The following is a 13,473-nucleotide window of genomic DNA, read 5'->3' on the forward strand; positions in this document are numbered from 1 at the left end:
TGAGGCTATCTCAGATATGAGATGGCACCTCTTGGGGGGTCCGTTCGGGTGACGTGACGTCAGTGTCCCCCGCCGCGACGGGTCCGGGTGGTCCGGCGCCATCCGAAAGGTCCGGGCAAATCCATCGATGTCGTGCGACGTCCCGTACTGCTTCGTGTGTGGCGGGGGCCGTTCCTGCCGCCCGTGGTGATGGACCACGAACGCTTGTTGATGTTCAGCCGTACCCCGGGCAGGATCCGGAAGCTCTTGCGGAACGTGAGCGGCATGGGCTGCCTCCCTCTCGGTCGTGCCTGGAACTGACTCCGTCTCAGTCGCTTACCCCGCTCGGGCGTCCTGATGGCATCCGTGCCGGCTTGGCGGGAGGGTGGAGGCGGAGAGGAGGGCGCGCCGGGGCCCGGGCATGACCATTCGGGCCCGGTGTACTAGAGTTATCTCGACATCGAGATATCTGCCGAGGAGCACCGCAGCCGCCACCCTGGTGAGGGTCGCCTAACTTAGCCTTACCTTAGCGGACCGGCCGGGGCGGCGTGGCGGCAGGATGCGGTGGTACGCGCACATCAATGAAGGAGACTGTCGTGTCGGCGAACAGCTTCGACGCCCGCAGCACGCTGCAGGTGGGCGACGAGTCGTACGAGATCTTCCGGCTGGACAAGGTCGAGGGCTCCGCGCGCCTTCCCTACAGCCTGAAGGTGCTGCTGGAGAACCTGCTCCGCACCGAGGACGGCGCCAACATCACCGCCGACCACATCCGTGCCCTGGGCGGCTGGAACTCCCAGGCGCAGCCGTCGCAGGAGATCCAGTTCACGCCGGCGCGCGTGATCATGCAGGACTTCACCGGCGTGCCCTGCGTCGTGGACCTCGCCACCATGCGTGAGGCCGTCAAGGAGCTCGGCGGCGACCCGGCGAAGATCAACCCGCTGGCCCCGGCCGAGCTGGTCATCGACCACTCCGTCATCGCCGACAAGTTCGGCACCAACGACGCCTTCAAGCAGAACGTCGACCTGGAGTACGGCCGCAACCGCGAGCGCTACCAGTTCCTGCGCTGGGGCCAGACCGCGTTCGACGAGTTCAAGGTCGTCCCGCCGGGCACCGGCATCGTCCACCAGGTGAACATCGAGCACCTGGCCCGCGTCGTCATGGTCCGCGACGGCAAGGCCTACCCCGACACCCTGGTCGGCACCGACTCGCACACCACCATGGTCAACGGCCTCGGCGTCCTCGGCTGGGGCGTCGGCGGCATCGAGGCCGAGGCCGCCATGCTCGGCCAGCCGGTCTCCATGCTGATCCCGCGCGTCGTCGGCTTCAAGCTGACCGGCGAGCTGAAGCCCGGCACCACCGCCACCGACCTGGTGCTGACCATCACCGAGATGCTGCGCAAGCACGGCGTCGTCGGCAAGTTCGTCGAGTTCTACGGCGAGGGCGTCGCCGCCACCTCCCTGGCCAACCGCGCCACCATCGGCAACATGTCGCCGGAGTTCGGCTCCACCGCCGCGATCTTCCCCGTGGACGACGAGACGCTGAACTACATGCGCCTGACCGGGCGCAGCGACCAGCAGGTCGCCCTCGTCGAGGCGTACGCCAAGGAGCAGGGCCTCTGGCTGGACCCGAAGGCCGAGCCGGACTTCTCCGAGAAGCTCGAGCTGGACCTCTCCACGGTCGTCCCGTCGATCGCCGGCCCGAAGCGCCCGCAGGACCGCATCGTCCTCGCCGACGCCAAGGCCCAGTTCGCCCAGGACGTGCGCGCCTACGTCAAGGACGGCGGCGACGTCGACGAGGCGAGCAAGGAGTCCTTCCCGGCCTCCGACGCCCCGGCGATCTCCAACGGCGCCCCCTCCCACCCGGTCGAGGTCACCGCCCCCGACGGCACGACCTACACGCTGGACCACGGTGCGGTGACGGTCGCCGCCATCACCTCCTGCACCAACACCTCCAACCCGTACGTCATGGTCGCCGCCGCGCTGGTGGCCAAGAAGGCGGTCGAGAAGGGCCTGACCCGCAAGCCGTGGGTCAAGACCACCCTCGCCCCGGGTTCCAAGGTCGTCACCGACTACTTCGAGAAGGCGGGCCTGACCCCGTACCTCGACAAGGTCGGCTTCAACCTCGTCGGCTACGGCTGCACCACCTGCATCGGCAACTCCGGCCCGCTGCCGGAGGAGGTCTCCCAGGCCGTCAACGAGCACGACCTCGCGGTCACCTCGGTCCTCTCCGGCAACCGCAACTTCGAGGGCCGGATCAACCCCGACGTCAAGATGAACTACCTGGCCTCCCCGCCGCTGGTCGTCGCCTACGCGCTCGCCGGTTCCATGACGGTGGACATCACCCGTGAGGCCCTCGGGTACGACCAGGACAACAACCCGGTCTTCCTGAAGGACATCTGGCCCTCCGAGGCCGAGGTCAACGAGGTCGTGGCGAACGCCATCGGCGAGGACATGTTCGCCAAGTCCTACTCCGACGTCTTCGCCGGTGACGCCCAGTGGCAGGCGCTGCCCATCCCGACCGGCGACACCTTCGAGTGGGACGCCGAGTCCACCTACGTCCGCAAGCCCCCGTACTTCGAGGGCATGGGCATGGAGCCGGCCCCGGTCGAGGACATCTCCGGCGCCCGTGTGCTCGCCAAGCTGGGCGACTCGGTCACCACCGACCACATCTCCCCGGCCGGCGCCATCAAGGCCGACACCCCGGCCGGCCAGTACCTCACGGAGCACGGCATCGAGCGCCGCGACTTCAACAGCTACGGCTCGCGCCGCGGCAACCACGAGGTCATGATCCGCGGTACGTTCGCCAACATCCGCCTGCGCAACCAGATCGCGCCGGGCACCGAGGGCGGCTACACCCGCGACTTCACGCGGGACGGCGGTCCGGTGTCGTTCATCTACGACGCCTCCCGCAACTACATCGAGCAGGGCATCCCGCTCGTCGTCCTGGCCGGCAAGGAGTACGGCTCCGGCTCGTCCCGTGACTGGGCCGCCAAGGGCACCGCGCTGCTCGGCGTCAAGGCCGTCATCGCCGAGTCCTACGAGCGCATCCACCGCTCGAACCTCATCGGCATGGGCGTCCTGCCGCTGCAGTTCCCGGAGGGCCACACCGCCGAGTCCCTCGGCCTGACCGGTGAGGAGACCTTCTCCGTCTCCGGCGTCACCGAGCTGAACGAGGGCACCACCCCGCGCACGGTGAAGGTCACCACCGACACGGGCGTCGAGTTCGACGCGGTCGTCCGCATCGACACCCCCGGTGAGGCCGACTACTACCGCAACGGCGGCATCCTGCAGTACGTGCTGCGCAGCCTGATCCGCAAGTAGGCGACGCCGCAGGGCAGTTGAGGGCCGCATCCCCGCGTCGGGGATGCGGCCCCCGTCGTCGCCCCCGTTGTACGCTGACATCTCACCGGATGACGGGGGTGGCGGTGGGCCGCACGGAGCGCATGCATCTTGTCCTGGCCGGCAGCCGGGACAGCGACCAGGAAGAACTCGACCAGCTGACACTCCAGTTGCGCGAGCGGCTGCTCGAACTGGACGTCGACGACGTCGAACCGATCCGATCCGGGGACGTGCCCACCGGGGCCAAGCCGGTCGACGCGATCGCCGTCGGCGCGCTCGCCGTGACCGCCGCTCCCTTCGCGCTGCGCGCGGCGCTCGACCTGGTGCGGACCTGGATCGAGAACCGCCCGGTGCGCACGGTCAGCATCACCCTGGGCGAGGACAGCCTGGAGCTGGAGGACGTCTCCTCCGCCGACCAGCGGCGGCTCATCGAGGCGTTTCTGGCCGCGCGCGCCCAGGAGCCGGAGACCGGCACCGGGCAGGGGGACTGAGGGGCGTACGACGTGTCCGCAGGCCGTTACGCGCTGCTCGTCGCGACGGGCCGGTACGAGAACGAGGATCTGGGACGACTGCGCTCGCCCGCCCGCGACGCCCAGGACCTCGCGGACGTGCTGAAGGACCCCCGGATCGGCGGCTTCGAGGTGGCCACGGTCCTCGACGGCCGCCACCGCGAGGTGACCCGGGCCATCGAGCGCTTCTTCCTCGACCGCCGCAGGGACGACCTGCTCCTGCTGCACATCTCGTGCCACGGCCTCAAGAACAACAACGGCGAACTCCACTTCGCCGCCCGGGACACCGACCGGCGGCTGCTCGCCTCCACCTCCGTCCCCGCCCTGTTCGTGCACCAGCAGATGCGCGCCTGCCGGGCCCGGTCCATCGTCCTGCTCCTGGACTGCTGCTACAGCGGCGCCTTCCTGGCCGGCAGCAAGGGCGACACGACCGTCCACGTCGAGGACGAACTGGCCGGACACGGCCGCGCGGTGCTCACCGCGACCAACCGCACGGAGTACGCCTGGGAGGGCGAGCGGATCACCGCGCTGAATCCCGAGCCGTCGCTGTTCACCGGGGCCGTCGTCAGGGGACTCCGCACCGGCGAGGCGGACCGCGACCGGGACGGCCTGATCGGCGTGCACGAGCTCTACGACTTCGTCTACGACGAACTGCAGGCCGCCCGTGTCGCACAGCGGCCCCAGGTGTGGGCCGAGCTGGAGCGCCGGGTCGTCGTGGCGCGGTCGGTCCTCCCGCCCGTGCCGCGGGCCGGCGGGGGCGGGGAGCCCCGCCCCGGGCCGGCGCCGCCCGCGCCCCGGCCCGCACCCGTTCCCGTCTCGGCGCACACCGGCGCCGGCGCGCCCGAGCGGCCGTGGAGCGCACCGGCACCGCTGCTGCTGCTCACGGAGGCGCTGACCGGCCTGCCGTGCATGGAGGACGCGCGGGGCCGGCAGCAGTTCGCGACCGTGCTGGGGGAGTTGCTCGCCCGCCGGGTCGACCTCCGGGGCGTCCGGCAGCGCGAGGACGTGGTCGCGATCGTGCGCACCGCGCTGAAGGAGGAGGGCGGGGAGAGCGCCCTGCTGTCGACGGTCGAGCTCTTCGAGGGAGCGCCGGCCGCGGCCGAGGTGAGGCACCGGCTCCTGCGGGGAGACGGCTTTCCGGCACCGGGCCGTGGGCCCGGGCCGGCGCCGGTTCCGGCCGCGCGTGCGGGTGAGGGGCCCGCGGCGGACGGCCGGGCCGTGGCGTCGGCCACCGGTCCGGCACAGCGGACGGGCGGGAGCCCCGCGGTGCGCGACGCCGGCTCGGGCCGGATGCCGGGGGCGGGGACCGGGACGAGCGGGAGCCCTGCGGTGCGCGACGCCGGCTCGGGCCGGATGCCGGGGGCGGGGACGCGGCCCGGCGGGGGACCCGTGGGGCCCGACCGTGGGCCGGCCTCCGGCCCGGGAACCCGGCGGGACGAGGCGCCTGCCGTGCGCGGCCGTACGGCGAGGCCCGCGCCCGGCCCGGCGGCAGCCCGGCAGGGCGCGCCCCTCACGGTCGCCAGGGGGTTCCGCGTGGCCGTCGGCCGGCTGCACGGCGCACTGTCGCTCCTGCTGCTCACCGACGCCCTCTGCGAGCTGCCGTGCCTGGGGACCCCGCGGGCCAGGACGCGGTTCGCGGCGGCGCTGGGGCAGGTGCTCGGCCGGCCGGTCGACGTGAGGGGCGCCGGGCTCCGGGAGGACGCGGTGGTCATCGCGCGGGCCGCGCTCGCCGCCCCCGGCGGGAAACGGGCCCTGGTGGAGGTCACCAGGGCGCTCGGAGGAGCGCGGGCGGGCCATGATCTGGGGTGGCTGATCAACGCCCCTGACTGACCCACAGACATAACGCGCCCCTGCCGCAACCGTTTACAACGGTGACGCGTGACGTTACCTTCCCCTCACGGGCGAGGTGGGAGCGCTCCCATGCCCCGGTGGACCGGAACCCGCCGTCGGCGGCGCCCCCACCTCGCCCGCGCGAAGGGCGGGTCCGGACGATGCCCGGACCCGCCCTGTGAGCCGGGGTCAGCTCAGCAGTTCCACCTCCGTCAGCGCCGCCTCACCGGTCAGCACCAGCCGGTAGTGGCCGTAGGCCTTCGGCTCGTCGACCGAGAAGGCGCGCGTCTGCCGGTCCCAGCGGAAGGACTCGTCCGTCCGCCTGTCCAGGTCCGTCCACGTCTCCCCGTCGGCCGAGCCCTGCAGCACCCAGCCCATGGGCGCCTTGGCGTGGTCCGAGGAGGTCAGCGTGTACTGCACCGCCCTGGTCTCTCCGGTGACGGGCAGCTCCACGGTGGACACCGTGGCGCCGGTCGCCGACGTGTTGTCGAACAGCTCGCCCTCACCCTTCAGGGCGTCCTCGCGGGGCGTGGGCACCTCGTCGTCCTGGGTGATCGACACGGGTGCCCCGTTCCTGCCGGTGCCCCACGACGACGGACGCGGGCCCATGTCGAACTCCAGGACCCCGCCCTTGGCGATCAGCGAGTGCGGCAGCGAGGTGGAGTTCCACCGCTTGCCGTTCACCTTCAGCCCCTGCACGTACACGTTCGCGGCGCTGTTCCGCGGCGCCTCGACGACCAGCTCGCGGCCGTTCTCCAGGTGCACGGTCACCTTCTTGAACAGCGGGGAGCCGATGGCGTACTCGCCGCTTCCCATGACCAGCGGGTAGAAGCCGAGCGAGGAGAACAGGTACCAGGCCGACTGCTCACCGTTGTCCTCGTCGCCGTGGGAGCCCTGGCCGATCTCGCTGCCGGTGTACAGGCGGGACAGCACCTCGCGCACGTTCTTCTGCGTCTTCCAGGGCTGCCCGGCCGCGTCGTACATGTACAGGGCGTGGTGGGCCACCTGGTTGGAGTGGCCGTACATGCCCATCCGGACGTCGCGCGCCTCGATCATCTCGTGGATGACGCCGCCGTAGGAGCCCTTGAGGTCCGGGGAGGCGGTCTCGGGCGTGGACAGGTACTCGTCGAGCTTGTCCGCGAGGCCCTTGCGCCCGCCGTACAGGTTCGCCAGACCGCGGCTGTCCTGCGCGGCGGTGAAGGCGTAGCCCCAGCCGTTGGTCTCGGTGTAGTCGTGGCCCCACACGCGCGGGTCGTACTTCGCGGACTCCACGCGCCAGTCGCCCTTCGCGTTCCTGCCCTGGAAGAAGCCGGCCTCGGAGTCGAAGAGGTTGACGTAGTCGCGGGCGCGGTCGAGGAAGTACGCGGACTCCTCCTTGTAGCGCTTCTCGCCCGTCCTCTTGTGGAGGGCCTCACCCATCTTCGCGATGCCGTAGTCGTTGAGGAAGCCCTCCAGCGCCCACGACAGGCCCTCGTGCGTCTCGGTGCTCGTGTAGCCGAGGAAGGGCGAGGTGGCCATGCCCTTGCGGCCCACACCGGACGACGGCGGCACGACGGTGGCGTTCTTCACCGCGGCGTCGTACGCCGCCTCCGCGTCGAAGTCGACGCCCTTGACGTACGCGTCGGCGAACGCGACGTCCGAGGAGGTGCCGGTCATCAGGTCGGCGTAGCCGGGGGAGGACCAGCGGGAGGTCCAGCCGCCGTCCTTGTAGTGCTGCACGAACCCGTCGACCAGCTCACCGGCCTTGGACGGCGTCAGGAAGGAGTACGCCGGCCAGGTGGTGCGGTAGGTGTCCCAGAAGCCGTTGTTGACGTACACCTTGCCGTCCACGACCTTGGCGCCGGTGTGCGTCGGGGTGTCCGGCTGGGGCATCTTCGAGAAGGGCGAGGCGTACTTGTGCTTCCCGTCGACCTTCTCGAAGCCCGAGTTCGGGTACAGGTACAGCCGGTAGAGGCTGGAGTAGAGCGTCGTCAGCTGGTCCGGCGTGGCTCCCTCGACCTCGACCTTGCCGAGGATGCGGTCCCACTGGCGCTGGGCGCTCCTCCTGACCGCCTCGAAGTCGCGGCCCGCGGGGATTTCCTGGCGCAGGTTGTCCTTGGCCTGCTCGACGCTGATCAGGGAGGTGGCCAGGCGCAGCGTGACCTGGCGGTCGTCGCCCGCGTCGAACCGCAGATGGCCCTTGACACCGCTGGAGGCGCCGTCGGTGACCTTCTTGTCGAACTCGCCGTGGACGAACATCCGGGTCGCGCCCGTGGACAGCCCGGACTTGACGTCCGAGTAGCCGCTGAAGGTCCCGTTCTCCTCGTCCAGGGTCAGACCGGCCTCGTCGGTCACGTTGTCGAACAGCACGCTCGCGTCGTCACCGGGGAAGGTGAAGCGCATCATCGCCGCGTGGTCCGTCGGCGCCATCTCGGCCTTCAGACCGTTCTCGAACCGCACCCCGTAGTAGTACGGCCGGGCGGTCTCGTTCTCGTGCCGGAACGCCAGTTCGCGCTCCTCCCGGCCGGTGTCCGGGGTGCCGGAGGCGGCCGAGGGCATCACCTGGAAGGTCTGGCGGTCGCCCATCCAAGGGCTCGGCTCGTGGCTCGCGCTGAAGGCCTGGATCGTGGGGAGGTTGTCCGCGTTGTTGCCGCGGGCGTAGTCGTAGAGCCAGCTCAGCGATCCGGCGTTGGTGACCGGGGTCCAGAAGTTGAATCCGTGCGGCACGGCGGTCGCGGGGAAGTTGTTGCCGCGTGAGAATCCGCCGCTGGAGTTGGTGCCCCGGGTCGTCACCGCGTAGTCGGAGAGATGGGCCTTCCGGCGCTCGGGCTTCACCGTCTTCAGCGCCACGTCGTCCAGCCAGCCGCGGAACTTCGCCGGGCCCTTGGGGGAGTCGTACGCCACCAGGATCCGGTCGACGGTCTTGCCCGCGGCCACCGAGCCGATACGGGAGAGCACGTTGTTCCACTGGTTGACGTAGAGGATCTTCGAGGCACCCTGTCCCCGCGGGGTCAGCGGAAACCCGTGCTGGTCGGTGGCGCCCAGATCGCTCAAGTGGGTGCCGTCGGTGAAGACGAGGTCGACGGAGACGTTGGTGGCGTCGTAGTCGAGGTCCCCGTCCGCCATCGAGGGGAAGACGCGGTACGACAACCTGGTGTCGCGCCCGACCTTCACGTCGACGTCGAACACCTTGTTGTACGAGTACGCGCGTCCCTCGGCGGTGTGCCGGCCGGCGTACCGCAGCGCCCGCTTGCCGGTGAACCCGGCGCCCGACTTGGCCGTGGGCGAGCCGGTCGGGCCGCGGTCGACCAGCGAGAGCATGTCCTGCGGAATGGGCGCCTCGTCGTCGCCGGTCGAGAACTGGACGTCGGCGAGCTGGAGTATGCCGCCACTGCCGTTCTTCGTGATCTCCAGCCGGAAGTGCCGGTACTCGGCGACGGCCGACGCGTCGAGCCCGAAGATCTTGGTCTGGAAGCGCTCCGTGAACGTCTCGCCCGAACGGGTGTCGAGGGTCTTCCAGGTCTCGCCGTCGGTGGAGCCCTTGAGGGTCCAGTCCCTCGGGTCGCGCTCCTCGTGGTCGTTGGCGGACGTGAGGGCGTAACGGACCGCCTTCACAGGGGAGTCCAGGTCGAACTCCACCCAGCCGGTGGACTCGAAGGCCAGCCATTTGCTGCTCGGCTCGCCGTCGACGAGGTTCTCCTTCACCTCCCCGCCACCGGTGTTCTCCGCACTCGCGCGGACGTCCGTCACATGGTCGGTGACATTGCCCGGTATGCCGGAGCTGTATCCGCCGTCCACGCCCGAGGCGCGCTTCCCGCCGCCCGGAGTGGTGTCGACGGTGTTCAGCCAGTCGGGGGCGGGGTCCTCCGACTCGAACGACGACGCGAACTCACGGTCCGCCTCCGGCGGCGCCTGGGGCAGGGCGACGGCGACACCCTGCGAGCCCGCGGCCAAAGCGAAGGCGGTCGTCGCGACGACCGCCGTGCTCCATCTGTGCCGAACCCTCTGTTGCATGCGCGAGCACCCTCCCTGCGCTGGACAACGTTGTCAATTCCACTGCGCAAGGACCAGTAGTGGGTCAAGTGGCCCATGGTGTCAAGGGGTTGAATGTGGCGTTCAGGCCCCTCGGCGGGGACTTTTCCGTTGCGGAACACGCCGGACGCTCACATTTCCGGGAGGTCTCAACTCGGAAAAGACGTGCGGCGAACCTTGCATTCGATCTTGCTCCGTCGGCGTGAAGTGGACTATACCTGTCGGCACTCCGGGGCATCTTCACCGCACCCGACCAGTACCAGTCGCACTTCCTGCACGACCCAGCTTGACCCGAACGCGGTGCCGGGAAGGATCCGGTTCACCGCCTGAGTCCTGGAGAAGGCGAGGACTTGAGCATGGGATCCACTTCCGCCGAGAACAACGGCACCGGCGACAACGGCACGACCGGCGTGGGACGCCGCGCACTGATCAAGCGGTCCGCCGCGCTCGGCCTGATTTCCGTACCCACGATGAGCTTCCTCTCCGCGTGCGCCAGTGGCGGCGGGGACGACGATTCCGGCGAAAATGAGGGCAAGACGTCCGAATCCAACCCGTTCGGCGTCAAGGAAGGCAGCAAACTCGACGTCGTCATCTTCAAGGGCGGCTACGGCGACGCCTACGCCAAGGCCTGGGAAGCCGACTTCAAGAAGAAGTGGGGAGTCTCCTCCGTCCACACCGGCACCCAGGAGATCACGGGCAAGCTCCAGCCCCGGTTCAACGCCGGGAACCCGCCGGACATCGTCGACGACTCCGGCGCCCAGCAGATCCCGATCGACGTGCTCGCCAAGAACGGCCAGCTCCTCGACCTCGCCGAAGTGCTGGACGCCCCGTCGGCCGACGACCCGGACACGAAGGTCCGCGACACCCTCATCCCCGGCACGCTCGACGCGGGCATGCAGGAGGGCAAGGTCGTCGCCCTCAACTACATCTACACGGTGTGGGGTCTGTGGTACTCCGGCAAGCTCTTCGAGGAGAAGGGCTGGGAGGCGCCCAAGACCTGGGACGACTTCCTCGCCATCTGCAAGGACGCCAAGGCGGACGGCATCGGCGGCCTGGCCCACCAGGGCAAGTACCCGTACTACATCAACGTCGCCATCATGGACCTGATCGCCAAGAAGGGCGGTCTGGACGCCATGAAGGCGATCGACAACCTCGACCCCAAGGCGTTCGTCGGCTCCGACGCCGCCACGGAGGCCATCGAGGCCGTCTACGAGGTCGTCGAGAAGGGCTACCTGATGCCCGGTACGAACGGCCTGACCCACACCGAGTCGCAGACCCGCTGGAACCAGTACAAGGCCGCGTTCATCACCAGCGGCTCCTGGATCGAGAACGAGCAGCTCAAGACGACACCGGCGGACTTCGACATGAAGTTCCTGCCGATGCCGCTGCTGCCGGACAGCGCCCTGCCGTTCGAGGCGATCCGGGCCGGCTCGGGCGAGCCGTTCATCATCCCGTCCAAGGCCAAGAACCTCCCCGCGGCCAAGGAGTTCATGCGGATGATGCTCTCCAAGAAGTGGTCGACGATCTTCGCCAAGGAGGCGAACTCGCTGACCATCCTCAAGGACGGCGTCGACCCGAGCGTCCAGCTGCGCCCGGGCACCCAGTCCACCGTCGAAGCCTCCAAGGCGGCCGGCGACAACACCTTCCGCTTCCTGTACACCGAGTGGTACAGCGAGATGGGCACCGCCATCGAGAACGCCTCCAACGAGCTGATGGCCAAGCGCATCCAGCCCAAGGAATGGCTCAAGCGGGCCCAGGCCGCGGTCGACAAACAGGCCAAGGACCCGGCGTCGAAGAAGAACCGCCGCGACTGATCTCGCTCGACCGACCGGATTCCGGGCCGGGACGACTCCCGGCCCGGAACGGCCACACCCAGGGGCAGGAACGCCATGCGCAAAGGGCAGCACCGGTTCGTCGCGGGATTTCTCCTCTTTCCCGTGGCGCTCTACCTGATCTTCGTGATCTGGCCGTACATCCAGACCTTCGGTTATTCACTGACCGACTGGAAGGGGCAGTCGCAGACCTTCGACTTCGTCGGCCTGGACAACTACACGGCGTTGTTCGAGGATGACATCTTCATGGGTGCCATCTGGCACAACATCCTGTTCCTGGTGTTCATCCCGGTGATCACCATTCTGCTCGCGCTGTTCTTCGCCTTCATGCTGAACGCGGGCGGACGCGGACGTTCCGGCGGTGTCGCGGGCGTCGCCGGATCGAAGTACTACCGGGTCATCTATTTCTTCCCGCAGGTGCTGTCGCTGGCCATCCTGGCCGTGCTCTTCGGAGCGGTCTACCGCAGCGACGGCGGCGGCATGCTGAACGGCGCTTTGATCAAACTGGGCCTGGTCGACCGCGACAGTCCCGTGGAATGGCTCAACGAGCCGAACTTCGTGCTGTGGGCACTCATCGCGGTGGTCGTCTGGCACGGCGTCGGTTTCTACCTGGTGCTCTTCTCCGCCGCCATGCAGTCCATTCCGCGCGACATCTACGAGGCCGCGCTCATCGACGGGGCGAGCCGGACCCAGTCCTTCTTCCGCATCACCCTGCCGCTGCTGTGGGACTCCGTGCAGACCGCCTGGGTCTATCTCGGCATCGCCGCGATGGACATGTTCATCCTGGTCTCCACCATGACCGCCGGGGACTACGGCGGCGGCCCCGACCACCACAGCGAGGTCATGTCGACCGTGATGATGCGGAATTTCCTGCTGTACGGCCGGAGCGGCTACGCCTGCGCCATGGGCGTGGTCATGCTGCTCCTCACCCTGATCGTGTCCGTGGTCATGCTGCGCGCCACCCGTCGCGAGCGCATCGAGTTCTGAGGCGGAGTAACGACGATGAGCGCACCCCTCAAGGAAACCGCCCCCGCCGGGGGCTCCACCACGCCCCCGCCGCCGGTGGGCAAGGGCACCGTCCGCCCCGGCGGCCGGCGCGGCGAAGGCGTGGTCCTGAACGTCTTCTCGCACGGCTTCCTCGCCCTGTGGGCGGTGCTGATCGTGCTGCCGCTGCTGTGGCTGGTGCTCAGCTCCTTCAGGACGGACGCCCAGATCGGCGCCTCGGCCTTCGGCCGGCCGCAGAACTGGGACCTGGGCGTCTTCTCCCGCGCCTGGGAGAAGGGCATCGGCGACTACTTCACCAGCACCGTCATCGTGCTCGTGATCTCGGTGCCGCTGACGATGCTGCTGGGCTCGATGGCGGCCTACGTACTGGCCCGGTACGAGTTCCGGGGCAACCGCCTGCTGTACTACTTCTTCGTCGCGGGCGCGATGTTCCCCGTGTTCCTGGCCCTGGTCCCGCTGTTCTTCATGGTCAAACGGCTGGACATGCTGAACACCTACCACGGCCTGGCCCTGGTGTACGTCGCCTACTCGCTGCCGTTCACGGTGTTCTTCATGCACGCCTTCTTCCGGACCCTGCCCACGGCGGTCTTCGAGGCGGCGATCCTGGACGGCGCCTCGCACACCCGGACCTTCTTCCAGGTGATGATGCCGATGGCCAAGCCCGGTCTGCTGAGCGTCGGCATCTTCAACACGCTGGGCCAGTGGAACCAGTACATCCTGCCGACGGTGCTGATGCAGCCGCAGAGCGGTGACGATCCGGAACGCTACGTGCTGACCCAGGGGCTCATCCAGCTCCAGCAGCAGCAGGGGTACGCCTCGGACCTTCCCGTGCTCTTCGCCGGTGTGACGATCGCGATGGTGCCCATGCTGGTGGTCTACCTGTCCTTCCAGCGGCAGGTGCAGGCGGGTCTCACCTCCGCCACCTTGAAGTGACGCTCCGGAACCCCTCGCACACACGCCGCTCCCGTC

Annotated in this window: 8 protein-coding genes; 6 read left to right on the forward strand and 2 right to left on the reverse strand. The window is 69.1% G+C overall.

All coding sequences use genetic code 11. The annotated features are described in order from the left end of the window. Positions 1 to 59: 59 nt before the first annotated feature. The gene (locus F1615_RS01200) at positions 60 to 266 is read right to left on the reverse strand and encodes a DUF4236 domain-containing protein (RefSeq protein WP_149546939.1); all 207 of its coding nucleotides are present in this window, start codon (positions 264 to 266) and stop codon (positions 60 to 62) included. A 309-nt stretch (positions 267 to 575) separates the two neighbouring features. Here F1615_RS01200 and acnA point away from each other — a divergent pair, with 309 nt between their 5' ends. From acnA to F1615_RS01215, 3 genes are all read left to right on the forward strand, one after another. Continuing rightward, on the forward strand, positions 576 to 3,299 hold the full coding sequence (gene acnA, locus F1615_RS01205; RefSeq protein ID WP_149546940.1) for an aconitate hydratase AcnA: 2,724 nt from the start codon (positions 576 to 578) through the stop codon (positions 3,297 to 3,299). Positions 3,300 to 3,388: 89 nt separating this feature from the next. Then, on the forward strand, positions 3,389 to 3,808 hold the full coding sequence (locus tag F1615_RS01210) for a hypothetical protein (protein ID WP_244328601.1): 420 nt from the start codon (positions 3,389 to 3,391) through the stop codon (positions 3,806 to 3,808). A gap of 12 nt (positions 3,809 to 3,820) precedes the next feature. After that, the gene (locus F1615_RS01215; protein WP_149546941.1) at positions 3,821 to 5,656 is read left to right on the forward strand and encodes a caspase, EACC1-associated type; all 1,836 of its coding nucleotides are present in this window, start codon (positions 3,821 to 3,823) and stop codon (positions 5,654 to 5,656) included. 189 nt (positions 5,657 to 5,845) lie between these two features. Here F1615_RS01215 and F1615_RS01220 read toward each other — a convergent pair whose 3' ends face one another. Continuing rightward, positions 5,846 to 9,649, reverse strand: coding sequence for a GH92 family glycosyl hydrolase (locus F1615_RS01220; RefSeq protein ID WP_149546942.1), 3,804 nt, complete (start codon positions 9,647 to 9,649; stop codon positions 5,846 to 5,848). A gap of 374 nt (positions 9,650 to 10,023) precedes the next feature. Here F1615_RS01220 and ngcE point away from each other — a divergent pair, with 374 nt between their 5' ends. The 3 genes from ngcE (at position 10,024) to F1615_RS01235 (ending at position 13,437) form a co-directional block, all read left to right on the forward strand. Further along, entirely contained in the window at positions 10,024 to 11,481 is a 1,458-nt protein-coding gene (gene ngcE, locus F1615_RS01225) for an N-acetylglucosamine/diacetylchitobiose ABC transporter substrate-binding protein (protein WP_149546943.1), read from the forward strand. Between the two features lie 75 nt (positions 11,482 to 11,556). Further along, positions 11,557 to 12,486, forward strand: coding sequence for a carbohydrate ABC transporter permease (locus F1615_RS01230; protein WP_149546944.1), 930 nt, complete (start codon positions 11,557 to 11,559; stop codon positions 12,484 to 12,486). A 15-nt stretch (positions 12,487 to 12,501) separates the two neighbouring features. Beyond that, positions 12,502 to 13,437 carry a carbohydrate ABC transporter permease gene (locus tag F1615_RS01235; protein WP_149546945.1) on the forward strand — a complete coding sequence of 312 codons (936 nt, stop codon included), beginning with the start codon at positions 12,502 to 12,504 and terminating at the stop codon, positions 13,435 to 13,437. Positions 13,438 to 13,473 lie beyond the last annotated feature (36 nt).

The sequence above is a fragment of the Streptomyces marokkonensis genome, from assembly GCF_008312835.1.
Lineage (GTDB): Bacteria > Actinomycetota > Actinomycetes > Streptomycetales > Streptomycetaceae > Streptomyces > Streptomyces marokkonensis_A.